The sequence below is a fragment of the Ruegeria sp. AM2 genome, assembly GCF_056540685.1.
On record NZ_JBQFXE010000003.1, the window covers coordinates 194,672 to 215,543 of the forward strand.

Sequence of the window (20,872 nt, forward strand, 5' to 3'; positions counted from 1 at the left end):
ATCAATCAAAGGTTCCGGCAACCCGACCGACCAGCATAAAGGCACGTGCGGTGCGCGTTTCACCCAACGCGTTAAGATCGGCATCGGTCGCGTCGGGTTCGAAATCCGCAATCATGTGGTCGAACCGCCGCAAAAAATGATGCGCGGCGTCCCTGAATATCGGGTCCTGTTTCATGCGCGCTGCCGTCAGCGCCAAGGATGACCGGTCGCGGATGCCACCCAATGCGGCCACCGCACGCCCGCGTTCGCCCTTTGCGAATTGGCGCCAGACTTCGGGCCGGGCCATATCTGGGCGCAGGTCATCCATGTATATGCCTTCCTGGCTGAGCAGGGTGAGGACGTCCTGTGATGCCTGTACCAACTGTGCCGCCTTGCGGTCCTTCAGGGCCTTGCGCAGCGCGTCAAACCCCTTCGAATCGTTCTGTGTTTCGGGAAAGTTGAGCGCTCGGATAAAGTCATCCGTCGGTAGCGGTTGCGCGGTCTCTTCGGCTTGCGCGCCGAGCGCCAACGATGGTTGGCTGCCCGGTGCTGGTTCCGGGGCTGGGTTGCGCTGCGGCTCGCTGCGATGGGTGCTGAACGTCGCCTGTGCGCGTTCGGGTCTGGCGACTTCGCTAGCGGTCCTGTCCGACCGACCACCATTCGCCGGGTCAAAAGCGCTTGAGGCGCGCTGTTGCTGGGTGACATAAGCCTGGCGGACGGCATCAATTGCGGTCTGCAGCCGGGCACTTTCTTCGCGCATGATTCGGCTGGTTCGCATGGCAATGGCTGCCACCCAGATCATCGCCACTGGCATGAAAACGGCCAGAAAGGTGACGATCAACCCGCCGCCTTCCTGCTGACCGGGCAGAACCAGGAACACCACCGATACAATCAGCCATACTACGCTGAGCGCTATGGCTGCGATCTCGATCTCGGTCACGGTCTGCCGGTCCGGACGATCATAGATGCCCAGAGACGTAGGTCTTTCGGAGTCCGGTTCAGGTTTCGGGTCCGACATGCGTAACGCTCCGATCAGGCGTATTCGATATTCAGGATTTCATAGGATCGCACACCGCCGGGGGTGCGAACTTCGACGCTATCCCCTTCGTCCTTACCGATCAGAGCGCGAGCGATGGGAGATTTGATGTTCAAAAGGCCTTTTTCAATGTTGGCTTCGTATTCGCCGACGATCTGCCAGGTCTTTTCCTCATCGGTGTCTTCATCGACCAGCGTGACCTTGGCCCCGAACTTGATCGCACCGCTCAGTTTTGTCGGATCAATCACATCAGCCAGCGACAGGATACCTTCCAGTTCCTTGATGCGGCCTTCGATAAAGCCCTGTTTTTCGCGGGCCGAATGATACTCGGCGTTTTCCTTCAGGTCGCCCAGTTCGCGCGCTGTCGCGATGGCTTCGATGATCGCCGGACGCTCGACGGATTTGAGGTTTTTCAGCTCAGCCGCCAAAGCAGCATTGCCCGCAGGCGTCATTGGAATCTTTTCCATATTCTTGTCGTCCACGCATAAATTGATGCGCCCCGCCGCATGAAACCAGCGTCGGGGCGAAGGGATGGGTCGTCGAATACCTGACCCAAATGGGGCGTGAATTGCAAGAGGCGACAGAATTCCGTTTGGTCAATTCGCGATTTAGCGCCGCCTTGGTGGCGGAGGGGCTCGCCTGTGGCGGTGTCCCAAAAGGTTACCTCGCCGCCACCTGTGCGCCTCGGCGCCAAGCCACAGTAGCTCAATCATATTGCACCACCTCAAATTCAATGCCGTTGTCGTCGTCAAAGTAAAACCTTTTGCCAGGCTCATAGTCTGCGTGATTATGCGGCTCGAACCCCGCGCCGCGGACCTTGGCCTCGGTCGCCGCTATGTCTTCGACCAGCACACCCACGTGGTTCAGGCCACCCACGATGTCATAGCTGCTTTCGCCCGAAGGTTTTGGATCGCTGGGTGCATAGAGTGCCAGATAGGTGTGGGCGCTGCCGACGTGAACGGTGTAACCGCCCGCGATTGCGGGTCCTTCCCAGCGGGTTTTCCAGCCAAAGACATCCTGCATCCACTTGGCCGAGGCTTTTGGGTCGCGGACCGTGAAGTTTGTGTGTTCAAGCGTCGCCATCATGGGATCTCCTTTTTTGGCTTGTCCCGACTCACGTTAATTTCTAAACCTAACTTTAGGTCAAGGTATTTTTGCGAGGTTTAGATGGCGGTTTCCGAGGGGCTTGCAATCGGCGCATTGGCCCGGCGCACCGGATTGGCGGTTTCAGCCATTCGATATTACGAGTCGCAAGGGCTGATCTCGCCCTGGCGCAACGCGGGTGGTCAGCGGCGGTATCAGCGGGCCGACATCAGACGCCTGAGCTTTGTGATGATCGCGCAGCAGTTCGGACTGTCATTGCCGGAAATCCGGGATGTCCTTTCGGGGCTGCCCGGAAATCGCACACCCACACCGCAGGATTGGCGTCGGATCAGTGTTGATTTGCGATCTCATCTAGATCAGCGAATCAACGCGTTGACCCGGCTGCGCGACAATCTGGACGGCTGCATCGGGTGCGGATGCCTGAGTCTGCCAAAATGCGCCCTCTACAACACGGATGACCGTGCCAGATCGAAGGGAAGTGGTCCGAGATACCTGATGGGTGACACTCCGGACACCTGATTTGCCGCATTGCAGCGTTGTTACGCCGTGTTCTGATTGACCAAGGTCTGGGTGACCATGTAGTCAGCAGGGAAAGAAAATTGCGCCGAGCACGTGCACAAAGCGCCAATTCGGAAAGTTAGCTAAGGAGCCCCGCCATGGCCGAAATTGAACGCGAAGCGATGGAATATGATGTGGTGATCGTGGGGGCCGGCCCGGCGGGCCTGTCTGCGGCCATCCGTCTAAAGCAGCTTGACGCTGACCTGAACGTGGTCGTTTTGGAGAAGGGCTCGGAAGTTGGTGCGCATATCCTGTCAGGTGCGGTTCTTGACCCTTGTGGCCTGGACGCGCTGATCCCGGATTGGAAAGAAAAAGGCGCGCCGTTGAATACGCCGGTTGAGGAAGACAACTTCTACATGCTGGGCGAGGCGGGCAAGATCCGCGTGCCCAACTGGCCGATGCCACCGCTGATGAACAACCACGGCAATTACATCGTCTCGATGGGCAATGTCTGCCGCTGGATGGCTGAACAAGCCGAAGAGCTGGGCGTCGAAATCTTCCCGGGCATGGCGTGTTCCGAGTTGGTCTACGGCGAGAATGGCGAAGTCAAAGGCGTGGTCGCCGGTGTCTTTGGGCTGGAGGCAGACGGCTCTTACGGTCCGAACACCGAGCCTGGAATGGAACTGCACGGCAAATATGTCTTCCTGTCGGAAGGGGTGCGTGGCTCATTGTCCAAGGAAGTGATCGCCAAATACGATCTGCAAGCTGGGAAAGAGCCGCAGAAATACGGCGTCGGCATGAAGGAGATTTGGGAGATCGACCCGGCCAAGCACAAGGAAGGCACTGTCACGCACACGATGGGCTGGCCACTGGGTAAGAACGCAGGCGGCGGATCGTTCATTTATCACCTTGACAACAATCAGGTTTACGTCGGTTTCGTGGTGCACCTGAACTACAAGAACCCGCACCTGTATCCTTACATGGAGTTCCAGCGCTTCAAGCATCACCCGATGGTGGCTGAGCTGCTGAAAGGCGGCAAGCGCGTGGCTTACGGTGCCCGTGCGATCACCGAGGGTGGTTACCAGTCGATGCCGAAACTGGTGGCTCCTGGCGTGGCTTTGCTGGGCTGTTCGGCGGGCATGGTCAATGTGCCGCGGATCAAGGGTAACCACAACGCGATGCTGTCGGGCAAGGCCGCTGCCGAGGCTGCTTTTGACGCCATCAAGGCCGAGCGTTCGGGTGACGAACTGACCGCTTACGAGACCGAGGTTCGCGACGGAGCGATTGGCAAAGACCTCAAGAAGGTCCGCAACGTCAAGCCGATGTGGTCCAAGTGGGGGCTGATGCCGTCACTGGCCCTGGGCGGCCTGGACATGTGGACCAATACGATGGGCTTTTCCCTGTTTGGCACGATGGGACATGGCAAATCGGATGCGGATGCGACGGAAGAAGCCAGCAAGCATCAGCCGATTGACTACCCCAAACCGGACGGCACATTGTCGTTCGACCGTCTGACAAACGTATCTTTCGCGGCAACCAACCACGAAGAAAGCCAGCCCTGCCACCTACGGCTTGCTGACCCGGAAATCCCGGTCAAGGTCAACATGCCGAAATATGACGAGCCTGCGCAGCGGTATTGCCCGGCTGGCGTATATGAAATGCTCGAGGATGAAAACGGTGCGCGTTTTGTGATCAACTTCCAGAACTGCGTGCATTGCAAAACCTGCGACATCAAGGATCCCAGCAAGAACATCACCTGGACCACGCCGCAGGGCGGGGATGGGCCGAACTATCCCAATATGTAAGCGGATAAACGAAGAATGGCGGGGTCGTGAAGGCTCTGCCATTGCCTCTTCCGGACCAAAGCCCTAGCTTGTCGCATAGTCAACGAAAGCAAGGCAGGATATCGGTGATCTCCCTGGTTCGTCGCACGGCGCTGGCCGTGTTGGTAAGCTCTTCAATCGCAATACCCGTCGCGGCCGATACCGGCTCGGGGTCTTATCTGGCCGGGCGTCAGGCGATCTATCAAAGCGACTATGAGGCGGCCGAGCGCTACTATGCGCTGGCTCTGACCGCTGATCCGCAGAACGAAAAGCTCTTGGAAAGTGTTGTTCTGGCTCGACTGGCGCTGGGTCAGGTGGAGCGTGCGCTGCCGGTGGCGAAAATCATCGAAGAACGCGGCCTTCCAAGCCAGGCGGCCAGAATGGTCATTGCAGCCGACTTGATTGTTGACGAAAAGTTTGACGAGCTGCTGGCCCGCGACCCAGAGACACAAGGTGTCGGGCCTTTGGTCGATGGTTTGCTGATCGCCTGGACCCTTTTGGGGCAGGGCGAGATGACCAAAGCGATGGAAAAGTTCGACGAAGTCTCGACCCAAGATGGCCTGCGAGAATTCGCGCTGTATCACAAAGCGATGGCTCTTGCGTCTATCGGCGATTTCGAAGGGGCCGAGGCCGTGTTTGCGGATGGGTCGGGGGCTATTGGTCGCTTTTCTCGCCGCGCGGCACTGGCCCGGGCCGAGGTCCTGTCGCAACTGGATCGCAATGAAGATGCGCTTCAATTCTTGGGCGATGTGTTTGCCGCAGGTAGCGACCCGACAATTGAAGGTTATACGCATCGCCTGACTGAGGGTGAAACGCTGCCGTTCACGCATGTACAGACGGCGCGTGACGGTATGGCCGAGGTGTTTTTCTCGGTTGGTGCCGCCCTGAGGACTGAGGCGGCGCAGGATTATGTCCTGCTGTATTCGCGTATTGCAGCCCATTTGCGCCCTGATCACGTGGACGCCATTTTGCTCAGCGCAGAGCTGCTGGATGGGTTGAAGCAATACGATCTCGCGGTGGAAACATATCGTCAGGTTCCGGCTGACAGCCCCGATCATCACTCGGCAGAGCTGGGCCGCGCAGATGTTCTGAGCGAATCCGGAAAAAAAGATGCGGCGGTTGAGGTTTTGCAAGCTCTGGCGGCCAAAAGCCCGGGCCTGCCGGGGGTGCATGTGGCGCTCGCAGATTTGCGCCGCCAGCAAGAGGATTATGAGGCGGCGGTCACCTCTTACGACCGTGCAATTGAGCTGTCCGAGGACGGTGTGCGGGGCAGCTGGTTCCTGCATTATGCCCGCGGTATTTCCCATGAACGCCTAAAGAACTGGGACAATGCCGAAGCCGATTTCCGCCGCGCGTTGGAGCTGAATCCGGATCAGCCCCAGGTTCTGAATTACTTGGGCTATTCCTTGGTGGAGCGCCGCGAGAAACTGGATGAAGCGTTAGACATGATCCAACGCGCCGTCGCCGCCCGACCCGAGAGCGGCTATATCGTGGACAGCCTCGGTTGGGTTCTGTTCCGGCTGGGCCGTTATGACGAAGCCGTTGGACACATGGAGCGCGCGGTCGAGTTAATGCCGGTGGACCCGGTGGTCAACGACCATCTGGGCGATGTTTATTGGGCCGTTGGACGCGCCCGTGAGGCGGAATTTCAGTGGAAACGTGCATTGTCCTTTATCGACCCCAGCGACACTGATGGTGAGGCCGACCCGGACCGCATTCGACGCAAGATCGAAGTGGGTCTGGATGCTGTTTTGGTCGAAGAGGGCGCGGAGCCGCTGAAAGTGGCCAATGAAGGCTGAGGCCTTCGCGCCAGCCAAGGTCAACCTGACACTGCATGTCACCGGTCGCCGGGATGACGGCTACCATTTGCTGGATTCGCTGGTGGTTTTTGCAGATGTTGGTGATCGGCTGACCTTTACGGCAGGCCCGGAACTGTCGCTGAACGTCACCGGCGAACACGCCGCTGGTGTGCCCTGTGATGCACGCAACCTCGTCTGGAAGGCGGCTGCAGCGGTGGGTTGGAGCGGGCTCATACAGCTCGTCAAGGCTCTGCCGCATGGTGGTGGCATCGGCGGCGGCTCATCTGATGCGGCTGCCACGCTCCGTACTCTGAGCGAACATGGGTTTGACATTCCCGAAGGCCTGCCGCTGTCTTTGGGGGCTGATATTCCGGTCTGCATGCGGGGCAAGGTTACGCGTATGCGAGGGATCGGTGAGCAATGCGATGCCGTGACATTGCCGCCAATGCCTGCCCTGTTGGTCAATCCCGGCGTTTCTGTCCCAACGGGTTCAGTGTTTGACGCGCTAAAATCGACTCAGAACCCACCCATGCCCGAGGTCCTTCCAGAGTTTAATGACCCAGAGGACTGGGCGTTTTGGCTGCGCGATCAAAGAAACGATTTGCAGCTACCCGCAACCTGCGTGGCCGGAGAAATTGCGCGCGTTTTGGATGAACTAACGGCGACCAAGGATGTTTTGTTGGCGCGCATGTCAGGGTCAGGTTCCACGTGCTTTGGATTGTACCCGACCATGAAGGCCGCGCATTTCGCGGCCTATGAGCTGGGCGCGGCGCATCCCGAGTGGTGGTGTCGCGCGACCCTTCTCAGTTAAGGCGCGCAACCACGTAGTCGGCCAGATCACCCAACAAGGTGCGTATTTCGTGATCCGGCAAAGCATCCAATGCGGCTTTGGCCTTTTCGGCCCAACCAAACGCGTCCGACCGGGTTGCGTCCAGCGTGCCATATTTGGCCATCAGGCTCAGCGCATGATCCAAATCACCGTCCTGTTGGCGGCCACGCCCAATGGTGCGTTCCCAAAACGCATGTTCGTCTGGCGTTGCCTGCGCAACGGCCTTGATTACCGGCAGCGTCAGCTTACGCTCGCGGAAGTCGTCGCCGACATTCTTTCCCGTTGCGCTGCTGTCGCCCTGATAGTCCAGCAGATCGTCGGCGATCTGGAAGGCAACACCCAGCGCATCGCCGTAGTCAAACAAAGCATGGACCTGCTGGTCTGTCGCTCCTGCGATGACACCCCCAACCTCGGTCGCGGCGGAAAACAGGGCCGCGGTTTTCCCGCGAACGACTTGCAGATAGATGGCTTCGTTGGTGCCCAGATCGGTTGCCGCCGTCATCTGCAGCACCTCACCTTCGGCAATCGTCGCCGAGGCGTTGGCCAGGATGTCCAAAACACGTAACGAGCCCGTTTCGACCATCAGCTGGAAGCTGCGGGAAAACAGGTAGTCGCCGACAAGAACGCTGGACTTGTTGTCCCACAAAAGATTCGCAGTAGGGCGACCGCGTCGCTGTCCACTTTCATCCACTACATCGTCATGCAGCAGAGTTGCCGTGTGGATAAACTCAACCGTCGCCGCCAGCCGAATGTGATGATCGCCCGCATAGCCGAACAGACGTGCCGCCGCCAGCGTCAGCATTGGGCGCAGACGCTTGCCTCCGGCTTCGACCAGATGCGCGGTGACTTCGGGAATCCGAGGCGCGTGATCCGACACCATGCGCGTTCGAATCACCGCATTCACCGCGTCCATTTCCGTTGCCAGCAGTTCTGCCAATCGCTCATGCGGTTTCGAGATCGTGTCGACGTTCATCACACTCCTGATACAAGGCTCGACTTCCGCCTCACCTTGCCCTTACATCCATCCCCATGAAAGAACTATTGCGCAGCACCGATCCGACAATACTGGCATTCGCAACCGCTCTTCTTGAAGGCGAGGATATAGACTGCTTTCAGATGGACGTAAATATGAGCATCCTCGAAGGTGGCATCGGAATCTTCCCGCGCCGTCTGATGGTACGCGCCGATGATCTGACTCGCGCCGAGCGTGTGATGCGCGACAATGAAATTCCGTTTGGCAGATGACACTGTTCGAGAACAGCGATCTGACCTGCAATGAGTTTCTGGGTGGGCGTCTGCGGCTGTGGCAGCCCGTGACGGGGTATCGCGCCGGTGTTGATCCGGTTCTTCTGGCCGCAGCCGTTCCCGCAAAGGCCGGGCAGTCTGTGCTGGAACTCGGCTGCGGCGCCGGAGCTGCTGTGCTGTGTTTGGCGTCACGCGTTCCAGATTTGCACCTGAAGGGTGTCGAGTTACAACCGGCCTATGCCGAACTGGCGCGTAAAAACAGTCACGAAAACGGTTTGAACTTGGATGTGGTCACCGCCGATCTCAGCGCTTTACCAGCGCATCTTAGGCAACAAAATTTCGATCATGTCATCGCAAACCCACCCTATTACAGGCCAGGGGCTCATACCCAGACAGAAGATCAGGGGCGGCGCGTCGCGTTAGGGGAGGACACGCCGCTGGACGACTGGATTTCGGTCGCGGCCAAACGCCTCGGGCCGCGCGGATACCTGCACATGATCCAAAAGGCCAACCGATTGCCTGATATGCTGTCGGCATGCCACAGGCGTTTGGGGTCTGTCGAGGTTCTGCCAATAGCCGCGCGCGTGGGTCGAGTGGCCGAATTGGTGATTGTTCGTGCGCGCAAAGGTGGCCGGGCCGAGTTTCGGTTGCATGCACCGTTGATCCTGCACAAGGGTGCGCGGCACGAAAAAGACGGCGACAGCTACACAAAATCCGTTTCCGATGTTTTGCGCGAAGGGGCCGCGCTAGAGGGTTTCTCAACCGCCTAGGCAAAGACCAGCCGAATTTGTCGGATTTGCGACAGTTTTTGTGCGTCTGCAGCGTGACAGGGCCGAAACGATATGGTCAAATTCAAAAACACACCTTGCAACCAGAGAAGGAGGATCGCCATGAGCGTGAGCGCACACCTGACAGAGCTGAAGAGGAAACACGAAAACCTCGGTCTTGAAGTAGAAGAAGCTCAGCGCTCGCCTGGTATCGACGATCTCCATATTGCTCAGTTGAAAAAGCAAAAGCTGAAACTGAAGGAAGAGATCGAACGCCTGTCGACCTAACTCTTCAGGCTGGCGCGGGCCGCAATGGCTGCGCCCCCGGTAACAAGAAGTGCCGCGATCGCCAGACCCCAGGTCGGGGCGGCGATCCCGGCCAGAACCAGAACCAAAGTAGACAACAGCGGGGCTGCGTATGACGCCGTTCCCAGGATTTGTATGTCTCCACGTTTGACGCCTATGTCCCAAACATAGAAGGCCAGCCCAACTGGCCCAAGCCCCAGTGCCAGCACCGAGGCCCAACCAAACAGGTCCTGCGGCCAGATCGTATCCTCGGCGGCGAAATGCAATCCCCATGAGGCGATGGCCGTGATCACACAGAATACAGCGACCGAGCTTGTTGGGGTGTCGCCCAGTTTTCGTGATAGCACGGAATATCCTGACCATGTCAGAGCACATAAAAGCGCCAGGGCGTAGCCCGGAAGATGCTCGGCCTGAAACCCGGCGCTCCCGCCGCCGGTGATGATGACCGCCGCGCCCGCAAAGCCCAAAGACGCGCCGATCAGGTGACCCAGACGCAGGTGTTCACCCGGCAATAGTCCTGAAAACAGGACGATTAGCAAAGGCCACAGATAGGCGATCAACCCGGCCTCAGCCGCAGGTGCCATACGCAAGGCCGAGAAATAAAGTGCGTGATAGCCGAACAGACCGATGGCCCCGAACAGATAAGTCGTCCATCTGATGTCACGCAGTGGACCCAGCCCACCGTTGGCGATCGTCCAGATCAGGCCCAATGTGCCGCCGATAGAGAAACAGATGGCGTTCAGCAGCAGTGGCGGTGTTGGTGCGGACCCTACTGTGAACAAGGCCAACAAGGCCCAAAGCAGCACCGCGACAAACCCAATCGCAGTCGCGCCCATTCTTGTCATTGTTGCAACACCTTCTCGACGGGGATGATTTCGAATTCGTCCGACAAATGCGCCGTTTTTTCAATTTCCGCCAGAAACCAATCGCGGAAGGCGGCGATCTGAGGCCTTTTTTCTCCGCCGGGCAGACACAGAAACCGAAATCGTCCACCCGTTTCAATCGCGGTTTTGAATGGCGCGACGAGGCGGCCTTCGGTCAAGTCCTTGATAATCATCGCTCGACGACCCAGGGCCACTCCGACACCCGCCACCGCTGCGTCGATGGCGTGGTCGGCATTTGAAAAATGTGCGCCGTGGCTGGGCGCAAAATCAACACCCACCGCGTTGAACCATGTCCGCCAGTCGCAAGGTGGTTTCAGAAACGCGATGGAATCGTCGTGGATCAATGGCGCATCCCGCAGGCTGTCTGGGGTGCGAAACTGCTCGGCCAGGTCCGGTGTCATGACCGGCGTCAGCCATTCTTTCCGAACGGGAACCGAATACAGGCCTTCGTCATCGCCGTCACCGAACCGGATGGCGACGTCCACGTCATCCCGCTCAAGATCCATGTTCCGCAAGGTGGCTGAAAACTTGAGGTCGATCTCGGGATGCGCGCGTGCAAACTCGTAAAGGCGCGGGGCCAGCCATTTGGCCGTCAGCGCGGGCCCGGCAGTTACCGTCAGGCTGGTTTCATTGCCTTGTCGCCGAACGGCCTGCCAAGCGGCTTGCAGGGCTGCAAACCCTTCCGCAGCCCCTGGTGCGAGTGTACGCCCGGCCTGCGTCAATTCCACCGCTCGGTTCAGACGATGAAATAGCGGGCGACCAAGGTGCTCTTCGAGCGATTTTATCTGAAAGGACAAGGCCGCCGGGGTCACGTGTAACTCCTCTGCCGCTTTGGCAAATGACATGTGGCGCGCGGCAGCGTCAAAGGCGCGCAAGGCCGTCAATGGGGGAAGGAAGTCGCTCATGACGTAAGAAAATCTTAAGTGATGTGTCGAGAAAGCTCGTTTGATTGCAGCATTGATAGGGTGCATATTGGCTATACGTCAAGCAAATCTGAACTGAAAGGACGACTGCAATGATCGAGATGACGACCAACCCCGCCGCCGCCCGCGCCTTTCAGAAGGCGCATGCCGAACGCGGTAAACTCATCAGACAGGCACTGAACTGGCTATTTGGTTCCCGCTGAGCGCAGCGCGCGCGTTCTTACGGGATAAAAAAGGGCCGGTCGCAATGACCGGCCCCGTTTTCTGTTTCCGTTTTTCGGATTAAACGAAGAATTGCGCCCCGTTCGCTGAAATGGTCGAGCCATTGATGAACTGCGAATCGTCTGATGCGAGGAACGCGACACAGCGCGCGATTTCCTCGGGCTCGCCCAAGCGACCTGCCGGGATCTGGCCAATGATCGACTCGCGCACTTTTTCCGGCACTGCCATCACCATCTCGGTGGCGATATAGCCGGGGCAGATCGCGTTGGCGGTGATACCTGCCCGCGCGCCTTCCTGCGCCAGCGATTTGACGATGCCCAGATCGCCCGCCTTGGTCGCGGCATAGTTTACCTGTGCGAACTGACCTTTTTGACCGTTGATCGAACTGATCACGATGATACGGCCAAACTTGCGCTCGCGCATACCGGGCCAGACAGGGTGGACGGTGTTGAAAACGCCGGTCAGGTTGGTGTCGATCACCTGATGCCACTGTTCGGGCGTCATCTTGTGGAACGGCGCATCGCGGGTGATGCCCGCGTTGGCGACAACGATGTCGATTGGGCCAACCTCGGCCTCGACCTTTTCAATGCCCGCCTTGGATTCATCGTAGTCGGCCACGTTCCACTTATAGGTGGCAATGCCGGTTTCTTCGGTGAACTTGGCCGCGGCTTCGTCATTTCCCGCGTAGGTGGCTGCAACATTGTACCCTTCGGCCTTGAGCGCCTTGGAAATTGCCGCGCCGATACCGCGTGAGCCGCCGGTAACAAGTGCTGTACGTGCCATTTTGGTAATCCTCCAGATTCAGTCTTCTTGGTAATGCTGTTACTATTCTACTCGTCAATGCGCAATAATATTACCTGCGCGTTTCGCCGCAGTGCAGCGCAAGTTAAGGCAGTGAAAGACCTCGATCTTTGCCCAGGGCTCGGCAATAGTCGATCCAGTCTTTGTTTTCGTGCAACAGGACGAGGCTGCCAAAACGACCTTCCCATTTCTCGGCCAGCCTAATCTGTACTTCGTGGATATGCGCGTAAGGATCGCTTTCGCCTTCGCGTCCGGCCTGGGAACGCGCTTCGACCGTAAACAACGAGGCGCTGACAAGGGCGGCATTCACATCCTCGCTGTCTTTGCCTCGGCGGGTCGCCAATTCCGCAAGTTCGGAAAAGATCACGCTGCACTCTGCGAGACTGGTCGAAATTGGCTGCCTGTTCTGCGCTTGGGTGGCCCCGGCAATGCAAATTGCAAGGGCCGTCGCACATGGCAGCCAAAGCTTCGGCACCCGATCAGTCGCGCTCGACGCAAAGGGCAACGCCCATGCCGCCGCCGATGCACAGGGTCGCCAGACCTTTCTTGGCGTCGCGACGCTTCATTTCGAAGAGCAGCGTGTTCAGAACCCGGCAGCCCGAAGCTCCGATTGGGTGGCCGATAGCAATCGCACCGCCGTTGACGTTCACGATCGACGGGTCCCAACCCATGTCTTTGTTGACGGCGCAGGCTTGTGCGGCAAAGGCTTCGTTGGCCTCGACCAGGTCCAGATCGTCAACCGACCAACCCGCCTTTTCCAGCGCCTTGCGCGAAGCATAGATCGGGCCGACACCCATGATTGACGGGTCCAGACCGGCGGTTGCATAAGATGCGATGCGGGCCAAGGGCTCGATCCCGCGCTTTTCGGCGTTTTCGGCCGACATCAATAGCGTGGCGGCCGCGCCATCATTGAGGCCGGACGCGTTGGCTGCCGTGACCGAGCCGTCCTTGGTGAAGGCCGGGCGCAGTTTGGCCATCGCTTCCATCGTTGCGCCGTGGCGGATGTACTCGTCACTGTTCATCACGATGTCGCCCTTGCGGGTCTTGATGGTGAAGGGCGTGATCTCATCCGCGAACTTGCCTGCCTTCTGCGCGGCCTCGGCTTTGTTCTGGCTGGCGACCGCGAATTCGTCCTGCGCGTCGCGGCTGATCTGCCACTTTTCGGCGACGTTCTCGGCCGTCTGACCCATGTGATAGCCGTTGAAGGCATCCCACAGACCGTCGCGGATCATCGTGTCGATGTACTTCATGTCGCCCATCTTGTGCCCGGCGCGCAGCGATGCGGCGTGGGGCGACATGGTCATGTTTTCCTGACCACCGGCGGCGACAATGTCTGCGTCGCCCAGCTGGATGTGCTGTGCGCCCAGAGCAACCGCCCGCAGGCCCGAGCCACACACCTGGTTGATGCCCCAGGCGGCGCTTTCTTGGGGCAGACCGGCGTTGATATGCGCCTGACGAGCCGGGTTTTGTCCCTGCGCTGCGGTCAAGACCTGACCCATGATGGTTTCGCTGACTTCACCCTTTTCAATTCCGGCGCGCTCGACCACGGCCTCTAGAACGGCGGTCCCCAAATCATGTGCGGGCGTATTTGAAAACGAGCCGCCAAAGCTGCCGACGCCGGTCCGCGCTGCGGATGCGATTACTACATTGGTCATTTAGACAATCCTCTACCACCAAGGTTCTGTGGGAACTCTGACGGCGCAGGTCGCAGAGGGGAGCCTCCGAGAACAGGAGCGCCTCATGATCTCCCGCTCCAATTGCCTTTGGAATAACGTAACGTTGCAGATGCAGCAACGGGCAGCTTGTCTCAGGCTGCCGTAACAGGGCGCTTTAGCCCTAACTGCCTGTTTGTTTGCGTTTTTCCGCCGCCCAGGGCGCGGAAACCGAGGGCGCACCAAACAGATAGCCCTGCAGGCAGTCGACGCCATTGGCGATCAGAAATTCTGCGTCTGCTTTTGCTTCGACTGATTCGGCGGTCACAAGGATTTCGAATTCACGCGCGACGGCGACAAGGGCGCGGACCAGCGCCTGGTTGTCCGGGTTCTCACTAACGCCCCTGACGAACTGGCCGTCGATCTTGGCTGCGTCAAAGAGGAACTCGCGAAAATAGCGAAAGCTGAAATTGCTGGCCCCGAAATCGTCCAGTGCAAATGCGACGCCTTGCACTTGCATCCGGTCCATGAAATCGACGACCAGTTCCGGGACAGCCATGGCCGAGTTTTCCGAGATTTCCAAAATCAACCGATCACCCAAGCCAGCGTGTTTCTTCAGAAACCGCTGCAACACCTGGGTCCAGCGCGCATAGCCGATCGAGCGCGCCGACATATTTATGGACAGGCGGATTTCAGGATTCCTGACCATTGTCCGCAGCCCCATTTCAAGCGCAATGCAGTCGAGTTCGCGGCCAAGGGGCGTGTTTTCAAGCTGCGGCATGAAGTCCCGCGCGGGGATCACCCGGCCCGTTTCGTCGAGTACCCGTATGAACCCTTCGTAGAAAGCGACGGTCTGAGGATGGCTGGCCTGCACAACCGGTTGGAAAGCCAGCTTGCACTGTTTGTGTTTCACCGCCTCGGTCGCCATTTGAACCGTCGAGGTATCGCGCGAGGATACGGCCGCGTTCAACGGGTTGTCCGCGCCTTCGGGCAAATCCGCCAGCTTCCTGTTGCGCATGATTCCATCACTTCCCAAATCGCCACCGCTTTGGCTTGGATTTCAGGGTAAATTTATGAATCTGCGGTTAAGAGAAATGAAAATGCCCCGGCTTTAGCGGATGGTCCCCAGCGCGCTGCCCAGTGCAGACGCCACGCCGATTACGGCGCCGACGAAGCCCATGACCATAACAAAGTAGCCCAAAGCGACAATTCCGAGGCCGGTTCCGCTCAGCGCGCCGAGCATTGCGACAAGCAGTCCGACCAGACCCAGTAAGGTGAATCGGGTGGTCAAACGTGACATGTCAGTCTCCTGCTACTCAGCAAATGCACATCAGCCCGATATGGACCCACGCGGCCAGTTTTCAAGGCCTCCTGTGGGTGGGGTCAGCGTACTCAGGCTTGCTTTGCCTCAGAATTGGGCAGTTCGGCTTCAATTTGCTCGAATCCGGGCGTTCCGCGATCCTCGGGGTGGCGGGCCAGATGTTTGGCTTTGATCTGTGCCGAACTGTCCCGGCTGCCATCATGGCTGTAGCCCGGGGGCGCAAAGCAATAGGCCAGGCGCTGGCGCAGGGTCAGGCCCGGCTGTGTCGCGTCGCGCCAGATGCCGACCCATTCGTGAAACGCAACGCGCAGCGGATTGAATGTACCGATATTGTGGACCAGCCCGTAATCGACGCGATCATCCTCTTGCTCAGGCACAAAGGTGCCGAACATCTTGTCCCAGATGATGAACACGCCCGCATAGTTGCAATCCAGATACCGCGCGTTGCGTCCGTGATGGGCACGGTGGTGGCTTGGTGTGTTCATCACCGCTTCGAACCAGCGAGGCATCTTGTGGATAGCCTCGGTGTGAATCCAGAACTGATAGATCAGGTTCAGCCCGCCGACAAACAGCACCATCGCCGGGTGGAATCCCAGCAGGATCAGCGGCGCGCGCACCACCATCATGAAGGTGAACGTATAGGTCCATGTCTGCCGCAGCGCCGTGGTCAGGTTGTAATGCTGCGAGCTGTGGTGGTTCACATGGCTGGCCCAGACCCAGCGGATGCGATGCCCAAAACGGTGCACCCAGTAATAGCGCAGGTCGTCCAGCACGAAGCACAGTATGATAATCGGAATCGACGTCCCAAGGTTCAAAGGCGTGATCTGCCACAGCCACATGAAGAACGCATAGGCAATGAAGCCCAGCAGAAACCCGGACGCGATATTGCCCGCCCCCATGATCAGAGAGGTCACGGCATCGCGCGTCTCATATCGCCCGCCACGTCCCTTGACGGCGATCCACAGGAACTCGGCCAGAATGGCAGCGATGAAAAAGGGCACGGCCCATTGCACCGCATCGGGAAAAGTAATCTGGTCAGTCATTCCGGATCCATCAGGTGTTGCCAGTGCTGGCGCTCGGTCTCGTCGAGGCGGATCGTCGCGCGGGGGGTGCTGAAATCGTGAAACTGGACCTCAATGCCCTTGGACGTCTCAAGCCAGTCAAAGTCCCTAAGATGCCGCGCGACGGTATCCGCGCCCAAGGACCAGATCAGCCCGGCCCCGGTTTCTGTCCGCACAAGGGCAGCATGACCGTCATGGGCCACGGTCACATCGATCACGATGTCATCGGGAAAATGCCGCAGCCACTGATCCGGGGCAGTCTCTCGCGTCAGCACATGCTGCCGGGACTTGCCCGTCAGATGCAGCAACAGCGTGATCCCGGCAATGCCACCGACGACCAGAACCAATAGAATTTCCAGCGGCATTCCATCCTCCTGCGGTCAACCTGCAAAGCGCGGAGGCAGGTGTCAAAGGTGGCGTCGCGTCAGCCGGGATGCCGGTTCGCCTATTTTGTGATGGTGTATGTGCCGCCTGAGTCACCCTTGCCTTTGTTGCGGATGAATGTGACCTGATTTCCATCCACTGACACTTTTTGGCAATCCTCAGGCACTTGACTGCCACCAACCACCAGAGTGCGGCACCAGAACCTTTTGTTCCAGACCCACGCGCCCACAAATTTGGTCCCGTTGCTTTGCTGGCCCGAGATTTTGCCGTCCGAGCCAATCGTTAATTTGGCGTTGGTTCCGACAAGTTCCTTGTCGGCCACCGCCTCAAGAAACTGGCTTTCCTTTTTGATGTCCTTGGCCTGCCCCGTGACTGCTGACGCGAAAACAACCGAAACCGCCGCAGCGATCATTGAAATGGCTTTCACCGACAAACCTCCCACTCAAAACAAGTGGGAGGGTATCACGGCATCACCTGTTTCGCCATTAGCTTTCGCCGCCCACCAGCGTTGAGACAATTGCCTTCGCGCTGTCCGAGTTCCACTCGGCATCGCCAATCAGCCGTGCGATTTCCTGACCCTCGGGGTCCAGGATCACTGTGATCGGCAGGGCGATGACGCCGAACTCACGCGCTGCGGCTGAGCTTACATCTTGATGGCGGGGCAGGTTCTCGATGCCGTTTTCTTCAAAGAACTTTTTGATCCCGGCGGGCGAGTTGCGCCCCGTTGCAAGGGTTAGAACCTGGAACTTGTCGCCTCCGAATTCCTGCTGCAATTCGGCGATCTGGGGCATCTCTTTGCGGCAAGGCGCACACCATGTGGCCCAAAAGTTCACCAGCACATATTTGCCGGCATAGTCGTCCAGCGTGCCGACGCCCCCATCATCTTCCAACTGGAACTCGATGGTTTTGGCCTCTTTCGGTTCACTATGCAGGATCAGGCGTTTCAAGGTGCCGTCGCGCAGAGGCTTCAGCGTTTCGACATCCGCGGCCAACGCCGCGTTTGCACCCAGCGCTAGGGCCATATAAAGGGGGATCAGACGTAACAGGCGCATATCAACTCCGGGTTTTCTTTCATGACCGATCAATCCTCGAACCAGATGTGGGGCGGCCGCTTTGCCGCCGGTCCAGACGCGATCATGGAGGCGATCAACGCCTCGATCGGGTTCGATCAGCGGATGGCAGCCCAGGACATTGCAGGCTCGCGCGCCCATGCCGCCATGCTGGCAGCCACGGGCGTTATTACTGATAATGACGCGCAGGCCATTCGGGAAGGGCTGCTCACAGTCTTGTCAGAAATTCAGTCCGGTTCGTTTGAGTTCTCGACCGCGCTGGAAGACATTCATATGAATGTAGAAGCGCGGCTGAAAGAGGTGATCGGAGAGCCTGCGGGGCGGTTGCACACAGGCCGGTCGCGAAACGATCAGGTTGCCACTGACTTTAAACTCTGGGTCCGTGAACAGTTTGATGCGGCTGAAACCGGCCTTTTGGCCCTGATCCGTGCTTTGCTGGCACAGGCCGCGGTGGGGGCCGATTGGGTCATGCCCGGTTTCACCCACCTGCAAACCGCGCAGCCCGTAACATGGGGCCACCACATGATGGCCTATGTCGAGATGTTTGGTCGTGACCTGTCCCGCGTTCGCGATGCCCGTGCGCGGATGAACGAATCCCCCTTAGGTGCGGCCGCGCTGGCAGGGACCTCTTTCCCCATCGACCGCGCAATGACCGCTGAGGCGTTGGGCTTTGACCGCCCCGCCGCCAATTCGCTGGACGCGGTCAGTGACCGTGACTTTGCGTTGGAGTTCCTGTCGACCGCCTCGATCTGCGCCGTCCACCTTTCTCGTTTCGCCGAGGAACTGGTGATCTGGTCGTCTGCCCAGTTCCGGTTTGTAACTCTGTCAGATCGGTTCTCGACCGGCTCTTCGATCATGCCGCAGAAGAAAAACCCCGATGCGGCCGAGCTGATCCGCGCCAAAGTGGGCCGGATTTACGGGGCGAACACCGCGCTGATGATGGTGATGAAGGGCCTGCCGCTGGCATATTCCAAGGACATGCAGGAAGACAAAGAACAGGTCTTTGATGCGGCGGACAACTGGATGCTGGCACTTGCTGCGATGGAAGGGATGGTCAAGGACATGACCGCCAATCGCGACAGCCTGGCGGCGGCAGCGGGATCGGGATTCTCGACCGCGACCGATCTGGCCGACTGGCTGGTTCGGGTGTTGGGCCTGCCTTTCCGCGACGCGCATCATGTCACTGGATCGTTGGTGGCTATGGCGGAAAACAAGGGATGCGACCTGCCGGACTTGACGCTTGAGGACATGCAAACGGTTCACGCCGACATCACGGATGACGTCTTTTCTGTCCTTACCGTCGAAAATTCGGTAAACTCGCGCCAGTCCTACGGGGGCACGGCGCCTGATCAGGTGCGGGCCCAGATCAAACGGTGGAAGGCATTGGTGTGATGCGGATCGTTCGGATGATGCTCTTGATTGCGGCGGGCTTTGCCCTTGCGGCTTGTGGCGCGGATGGTGAACCGATCCAGCCCACCATGAGCGCCAATGTCGGCGTCGGCAGCAGCGGTACCTATGTTGGCGGCGGCGTCGGTCTTCGCAAAGGCGGGCTGGGCGTTTATCTGGGGATTTAGCGCACAAAATGATTGTATCGGCCGCGCAGCATGCCCATCTGACCTATAGAATAACACCTGCAAATTCACGAGACTGCCATGCGCGCAATCGCCCTAATCCTGTCCTTCGCTGTTCTGGCAGCCTGCGATCCATCCTACAAACCACGACCGGAACCCGAGGCATCTACGGGCGGCTCGGGCGTGACCTTTTCCGGCTACGGCAGAATTGGCGCGTCCGGCGTTAACTGACGAAACGTTCCACGACGTTCAGAATCCATTGATCCCGCACGCCCTTTTGGTCTAAGCGCGCACGTATGGACCACTTTCTGTACCGCGACGGCGCGCTTTTCGCCGAAGACGTTCCCATAGCCGAGATCGCAGCAGCGGTCGGGACCCCGTTCTACGTCTATTCGACGGCAACCCTGTTGCGGCACTTCAAGCTGTTCGATGATGCGTTGGACGGCACCGAACACCTTGTTTGCTATGCGATGAAGGCGGCCAGCAATCAGGCAATCTTGAAGACGCTGGCGCAGGCGGGTGCAGGGATGGATGTGGTCTCGGGCGGGGAATACCTGCGGGCCAAGGCCGCCGGTGTTCCGGGAGACAAAATTGTGTTCTCGGGCGTTGGGAAGACAGCGGACGAGATTCGCGCTGCGCTGACCGGTGGTATTCGCCAGTTCAACGTTGAATCCGAACCCGAGATGGAGGTGATCAACGCCGTCGCCCTGGAATTGGGCACTGTCGCACCGATCACGGTTCGGGTGAACCCGGATGTGGATGCCAAAACCCATGCCAAGATCGCCACGGGCAAGTCCGAGAACAAGTTCGGCATCCCAATCTCGCGCGCATCCGAGGTCTACGCATTGGCCGCCAGCCTGCCGGGGCTCGAGGTTATTGGCATCGACGTCCATATCGGTTCGCAACTCACCGATCTGACACCGTTCGAACTGGCCTACACCAAAGTCGCGGAACTGACCGAGCGGCTGCGATCCGAGGGGCACAACATCAAACGCCTCGATCTGGGCGGTGGTCTGGGCATTCCGTATACCCGCGCTAACGCAGCGCCGCCGCCGCCGGGTGAGTATGGTGCTTTGATCAAGCGCACGCTGGGTCACTTGGGATGCGAGTTGGAAATCGAGCCAGGTCGCCTGATCGCCGGAAACGCAGGTTTGATGGTGACAAAGGTGATTTACGTGAAATCCGGCGAGGGCCGCGATTTCCTGATCCTCGACGGTGCCATGAATGATCTGATCCGCCCCGCGATGTACGAGGCGTATCACGACATCGTCCCAGTCAAGGAACCAGCGCCGGGTGTGGAGCAAAGGCCATATGACATTGTCGGACCTGTCTGCGAATCCGGTGATACTTTTGCCAAAAACCGTGACATGCCGCCCCTGTCATCCGGTGATCTGGTCGCATTTCGCAGCGCCGGGGCCTATGGTGCCGTGATGTCGAGCGAATACAACACCCGGCCTCTGATCCCCGAAGTTCTGGTGAATGGTGATCAATTTGCAGTCATTCGTGAACGGCCAAGCTTTGACGAAATCATAAACCGCGATACCATACCCGAGTGGCTCTGACGCGATAGGCGCGCGGGCCAACGCACGGAGGCCCG

At 58.8% G+C, this 20,872-nt stretch carries 26 protein-coding genes; 11 read left to right on the forward strand and 15 right to left on the reverse strand.

Annotated elements, in window-relative coordinates; translation table 11 throughout:
- Nucleotide 1: 1 nt before the first annotated feature.
- The 3 genes from ACR0CR_RS09820 to ACR0CR_RS09830 all read right to left on the reverse strand — a co-directional run bounded on the left by ACR0CR_RS09820 (nucleotide 2) and on the right by ACR0CR_RS09830 (nucleotide 2,101).
- Nucleotides 2–997, reverse strand: coding sequence for a hypothetical protein (locus ACR0CR_RS09820; protein ID WP_480598490.1), 996 nt, complete (start codon nucleotides 995–997; stop codon nucleotides 2–4).
- Between the two features lie 14 nt (nucleotides 998–1,011).
- Nucleotides 1,012–1,482: a transcription elongation factor GreA gene (gene greA, locus ACR0CR_RS09825; RefSeq protein WP_480598491.1), complete on the reverse strand. Its 471-nt coding sequence runs from the start codon at nucleotides 1,480–1,482 to the stop codon at nucleotides 1,012–1,014.
- 238 nt (nucleotides 1,483–1,720) lie between these two features.
- On the reverse strand, nucleotides 1,721–2,101 hold the full coding sequence (locus tag ACR0CR_RS09830) for a VOC family protein (RefSeq protein WP_480598493.1): 381 nt from the start codon (nucleotides 2,099–2,101) through the stop codon (nucleotides 1,721–1,723).
- A gap of 81 nt (nucleotides 2,102–2,182) precedes the next feature.
- Between ACR0CR_RS09830 and soxR the strand changes: the two genes are divergently transcribed.
- From soxR to ACR0CR_RS09850, 4 genes are all read left to right on the forward strand, one after another.
- Nucleotides 2,183–2,638, forward strand: coding sequence for a redox-sensitive transcriptional activator SoxR (gene soxR / locus ACR0CR_RS09835; protein ID WP_480598494.1), 456 nt, complete (start codon nucleotides 2,183–2,185; stop codon nucleotides 2,636–2,638).
- 137 nt (nucleotides 2,639–2,775) lie between these two features.
- Complete coding sequence (locus ACR0CR_RS09840; RefSeq protein ID WP_480598496.1) at nucleotides 2,776–4,422, forward strand: electron transfer flavoprotein-ubiquinone oxidoreductase; 1,647 nt, start codon at nucleotides 2,776–2,778, stop codon at nucleotides 4,420–4,422.
- Between the two features lie 104 nt (nucleotides 4,423–4,526).
- Nucleotides 4,527–6,239: a tetratricopeptide repeat protein gene (locus ACR0CR_RS09845; protein ID WP_480598498.1), complete on the forward strand. Its 1,713-nt coding sequence runs from the start codon at nucleotides 4,527–4,529 to the stop codon at nucleotides 6,237–6,239.
- On the forward strand, nucleotides 6,229–7,050 hold the full coding sequence (locus tag ACR0CR_RS09850) for a 4-(cytidine 5'-diphospho)-2-C-methyl-D-erythritol kinase (protein WP_480598500.1): 822 nt from the start codon (nucleotides 6,229–6,231) through the stop codon (nucleotides 7,048–7,050). Before ACR0CR_RS09845 ends, ACR0CR_RS09850 begins: the two co-directional genes overlap by 11 nt.
- On the opposite strand, the gene ACR0CR_RS09855 is transcribed toward ACR0CR_RS09850, so the two are convergent.
- On the reverse strand, nucleotides 7,043–8,041 hold the full coding sequence (locus ACR0CR_RS09855) for a polyprenyl synthetase family protein (protein WP_480598502.1): 999 nt from the start codon (nucleotides 8,039–8,041) through the stop codon (nucleotides 7,043–7,045). The two genes, ACR0CR_RS09850 and ACR0CR_RS09855, sit on opposite strands and share 8 nt — an antisense overlap.
- A 56-nt stretch (nucleotides 8,042–8,097) precedes the next feature.
- Here ACR0CR_RS09855 and ACR0CR_RS09860 point away from each other — a divergent pair, with 56 nt between their 5' ends.
- The 3 genes from ACR0CR_RS09860 (at nucleotide 8,098) to ACR0CR_RS09870 (ending at nucleotide 9,368) form a co-directional block, all read left to right on the forward strand.
- Complete coding sequence (locus tag ACR0CR_RS09860) at nucleotides 8,098–8,313, forward strand: putative signal transducing protein (protein WP_480598504.1); 216 nt, start codon at nucleotides 8,098–8,100, stop codon at nucleotides 8,311–8,313.
- Complete coding sequence (locus tag ACR0CR_RS09865) at nucleotides 8,310–9,083, forward strand: tRNA1(Val) (adenine(37)-N6)-methyltransferase (protein WP_480598506.1); 774 nt, start codon at nucleotides 8,310–8,312, stop codon at nucleotides 9,081–9,083. Before ACR0CR_RS09860 ends, ACR0CR_RS09865 begins: the two co-directional genes overlap by 4 nt.
- Before the next feature lie 120 nt (nucleotides 9,084–9,203).
- Entirely contained in the window at nucleotides 9,204–9,368 is a 165-nt protein-coding gene (locus ACR0CR_RS09870; protein ID WP_480598508.1) for a YdcH family protein, read from the forward strand.
- Here ACR0CR_RS09870 and yddG read toward each other — a convergent pair.
- The 11 genes from yddG to ACR0CR_RS09925 form a co-directional block, all read right to left on the reverse strand.
- Nucleotides 9,365–10,231, reverse strand: coding sequence for an aromatic amino acid exporter YddG (gene yddG, locus ACR0CR_RS09875; RefSeq protein WP_480598510.1), 867 nt, complete (start codon nucleotides 10,229–10,231; stop codon nucleotides 9,365–9,367). The two genes, ACR0CR_RS09870 and yddG, sit on opposite strands and share 4 nt — an antisense overlap.
- Nucleotides 10,228–11,175: a transcriptional regulator GcvA gene (locus tag ACR0CR_RS09880; RefSeq protein WP_480598512.1), complete on the reverse strand. Its 948-nt coding sequence runs from the start codon at nucleotides 11,173–11,175 to the stop codon at nucleotides 10,228–10,230. The genes yddG and ACR0CR_RS09880 overlap by 4 nt, the downstream gene beginning before the upstream one ends.
- A gap of 300 nt (nucleotides 11,176–11,475) precedes the next feature.
- Nucleotides 11,476–12,198: an acetoacetyl-CoA reductase gene (phbB, locus tag ACR0CR_RS09885; protein WP_170353550.1), complete on the reverse strand. Its 723-nt coding sequence runs from the start codon at nucleotides 12,196–12,198 to the stop codon at nucleotides 11,476–11,478.
- Between the two features lie 103 nt (nucleotides 12,199–12,301).
- The gene (locus ACR0CR_RS09890) at nucleotides 12,302–12,583 is read right to left on the reverse strand and encodes a hypothetical protein (RefSeq protein WP_480598514.1); all 282 of its coding nucleotides are present in this window, start codon (nucleotides 12,581–12,583) and stop codon (nucleotides 12,302–12,304) included.
- A gap of 112 nt (nucleotides 12,584–12,695) precedes the next feature.
- Nucleotides 12,696–13,871 carry an acetyl-CoA C-acetyltransferase gene (locus tag ACR0CR_RS09895; RefSeq protein WP_480598516.1) on the reverse strand — a complete coding sequence of 392 codons (1,176 nt, stop codon included), beginning with the start codon at nucleotides 13,869–13,871 and terminating at the stop codon, nucleotides 12,696–12,698.
- A gap of 181 nt (nucleotides 13,872–14,052) precedes the next feature.
- Nucleotides 14,053–14,886, reverse strand: a complete 834-nt coding sequence (locus ACR0CR_RS09900; RefSeq protein ID WP_480598518.1) for an EAL domain-containing protein — start codon at nucleotides 14,884–14,886, stop codon at nucleotides 14,053–14,055.
- A gap of 93 nt (nucleotides 14,887–14,979) precedes the next feature.
- Nucleotides 14,980–15,168, reverse strand: coding sequence for a hypothetical protein (locus tag ACR0CR_RS09905; RefSeq protein ID WP_480598520.1), 189 nt, complete (start codon nucleotides 15,166–15,168; stop codon nucleotides 14,980–14,982).
- 92 nt (nucleotides 15,169–15,260) lie between these two features.
- Nucleotides 15,261–16,232 carry a sterol desaturase family protein gene (locus ACR0CR_RS09910; RefSeq protein ID WP_480598521.1) on the reverse strand — a complete coding sequence of 324 codons (972 nt, stop codon included), beginning with the start codon at nucleotides 16,230–16,232 and terminating at the stop codon, nucleotides 15,261–15,263.
- Entirely contained in the window at nucleotides 16,229–16,615 is a 387-nt protein-coding gene (locus ACR0CR_RS09915) for a hypothetical protein (RefSeq protein WP_480598523.1), read from the reverse strand. The genes ACR0CR_RS09910 and ACR0CR_RS09915 overlap by 4 nt, the downstream gene beginning before the upstream one ends.
- 80 nt (nucleotides 16,616–16,695) lie before the next feature.
- Nucleotides 16,696–17,061, reverse strand: coding sequence for a hypothetical protein (locus tag ACR0CR_RS09920; RefSeq protein ID WP_480598525.1), 366 nt, complete (start codon nucleotides 17,059–17,061; stop codon nucleotides 16,696–16,698).
- 58 nt (nucleotides 17,062–17,119) lie between these two features.
- On the reverse strand, nucleotides 17,120–17,686 hold the full coding sequence (locus tag ACR0CR_RS09925) for a TlpA disulfide reductase family protein (protein ID WP_480598527.1): 567 nt from the start codon (nucleotides 17,684–17,686) through the stop codon (nucleotides 17,120–17,122).
- A 21-nt stretch (nucleotides 17,687–17,707) separates the two neighbouring features.
- On the opposite strand from ACR0CR_RS09925, the gene argH reads away from it, so the two are divergent.
- The 4 genes from argH (at nucleotide 17,708) to lysA (ending at nucleotide 20,837) form a co-directional block, all read left to right on the forward strand.
- Nucleotides 17,708–19,096 carry an argininosuccinate lyase gene (gene argH, locus ACR0CR_RS09930; RefSeq protein ID WP_480598529.1) on the forward strand — a complete coding sequence of 463 codons (1,389 nt, stop codon included), beginning with the start codon at nucleotides 17,708–17,710 and terminating at the stop codon, nucleotides 19,094–19,096.
- Between the two features lie 14 nt (nucleotides 19,097–19,110).
- Nucleotides 19,111–19,278: an argininosuccinate lyase gene (locus ACR0CR_RS09935; RefSeq protein ID WP_480598531.1), complete on the forward strand. Its 168-nt coding sequence runs from the start codon at nucleotides 19,111–19,113 to the stop codon at nucleotides 19,276–19,278.
- Nucleotides 19,279–19,356: 78 nt separating this feature from the next.
- Nucleotides 19,357–19,506, forward strand: a complete 150-nt coding sequence (locus ACR0CR_RS09940; RefSeq protein WP_480598533.1) for a hypothetical protein — start codon at nucleotides 19,357–19,359, stop codon at nucleotides 19,504–19,506.
- 65 nt (nucleotides 19,507–19,571) lie between these two features.
- Nucleotides 19,572–20,837 carry a diaminopimelate decarboxylase gene (lysA, locus tag ACR0CR_RS09945; RefSeq protein ID WP_480598535.1) on the forward strand — a complete coding sequence of 422 codons (1,266 nt, stop codon included), beginning with the start codon at nucleotides 19,572–19,574 and terminating at the stop codon, nucleotides 20,835–20,837.
- The last annotated feature ends 35 nt before the right edge of the window (nucleotides 20,838–20,872 follow it).

What these genes read in the sequence shown, in the direction of transcription:
- ACR0CR_RS09900 (WP_480598518.1), bottom strand. Translation starts at nt 14,886, where the DNA reads ATGCGCAACAGGAAGCTGGCGGATTTGCCCGAAGGCGCGGACAACCCG.
- ACR0CR_RS09820 (WP_480598490.1), bottom strand. Translation starts at nt 997, where the DNA reads ATGTCGGACCCGAAACCTGAACCGGACTCCGAAAGACCTACGTCTCTG.
- ACR0CR_RS09940 (WP_480598533.1), top strand. Translation starts at nt 19,357, where the DNA reads ATGCGCGCAATCGCCCTAATCCTGTCCTTCGCTGTTCTGGCAGCCTGC.
- ACR0CR_RS09860 (WP_480598504.1), top strand. Translation starts at nt 8,098, where the DNA reads ATGAAAGAACTATTGCGCAGCACCGATCCGACAATACTGGCATTCGCA.
- ACR0CR_RS09905 (WP_480598520.1), bottom strand. Translation starts at nt 15,168, where the DNA reads ATGTCACGTTTGACCACCCGATTCACCTTACTGGGTCTGGTCGGACTG.
- ACR0CR_RS09840 (WP_480598496.1), top strand. Translation starts at nt 2,776, where the DNA reads ATGGCCGAAATTGAACGCGAAGCGATGGAATATGATGTGGTGATCGTG.
- ACR0CR_RS09870 (WP_480598508.1), top strand. Translation starts at nt 9,204, where the DNA reads ATGAGCGTGAGCGCACACCTGACAGAGCTGAAGAGGAAACACGAAAAC.
- soxR (WP_480598494.1), top strand. Translation starts at nt 2,183, where the DNA reads ATGGCGGTTTCCGAGGGGCTTGCAATCGGCGCATTGGCCCGGCGCACC.
- ACR0CR_RS09830 (WP_480598493.1), bottom strand. Translation starts at nt 2,101, where the DNA reads ATGATGGCGACGCTTGAACACACAAACTTCACGGTCCGCGACCCAAAA.
- ACR0CR_RS09925 (WP_480598527.1), bottom strand. Translation starts at nt 17,686, where the DNA reads ATGCGCCTGTTACGTCTGATCCCCCTTTATATGGCCCTAGCGCTGGGT.
- ACR0CR_RS09915 (WP_480598523.1), bottom strand. Translation starts at nt 16,615, where the DNA reads ATGCCGCTGGAAATTCTATTGGTTCTGGTCGTCGGTGGCATTGCCGGG.
- ACR0CR_RS09910 (WP_480598521.1), bottom strand. Translation starts at nt 16,232, where the DNA reads ATGACTGACCAGATTACTTTTCCCGATGCGGTGCAATGGGCCGTGCCC.
- argH (WP_480598529.1), top strand. Translation starts at nt 17,708, where the DNA reads ATGACCGATCAATCCTCGAACCAGATGTGGGGCGGCCGCTTTGCCGCC.
- ACR0CR_RS09895 (WP_480598516.1), bottom strand. Translation starts at nt 13,871, where the DNA reads ATGACCAATGTAGTAATCGCATCCGCAGCGCGGACCGGCGTCGGCAGC.
- ACR0CR_RS09865 (WP_480598506.1), top strand. Translation starts at nt 8,310, where the DNA reads ATGACACTGTTCGAGAACAGCGATCTGACCTGCAATGAGTTTCTGGGT.
- greA (WP_480598491.1), bottom strand. Translation starts at nt 1,482, where the DNA reads ATGGAAAAGATTCCAATGACGCCTGCGGGCAATGCTGCTTTGGCGGCT.
- ACR0CR_RS09935 (WP_480598531.1), top strand. Translation starts at nt 19,111, where the DNA reads ATGATGCTCTTGATTGCGGCGGGCTTTGCCCTTGCGGCTTGTGGCGCG.
- yddG (WP_480598510.1), bottom strand. Translation starts at nt 10,231, where the DNA reads ATGACAAGAATGGGCGCGACTGCGATTGGGTTTGTCGCGGTGCTGCTT.
- ACR0CR_RS09880 (WP_480598512.1), bottom strand. Translation starts at nt 11,175, where the DNA reads ATGAGCGACTTCCTTCCCCCATTGACGGCCTTGCGCGCCTTTGACGCT.
- ACR0CR_RS09855 (WP_480598502.1), bottom strand. Translation starts at nt 8,041, where the DNA reads ATGAACGTCGACACGATCTCGAAACCGCATGAGCGATTGGCAGAACTG.
- lysA (WP_480598535.1), top strand. Translation starts at nt 19,572, where the DNA reads ATGGACCACTTTCTGTACCGCGACGGCGCGCTTTTCGCCGAAGACGTT.
- phbB (WP_170353550.1), bottom strand. Translation starts at nt 12,198, where the DNA reads ATGGCACGTACAGCACTTGTTACCGGCGGCTCACGCGGTATCGGCGCG.
- ACR0CR_RS09850 (WP_480598500.1), top strand. Translation starts at nt 6,229, where the DNA reads ATGAAGGCTGAGGCCTTCGCGCCAGCCAAGGTCAACCTGACACTGCAT.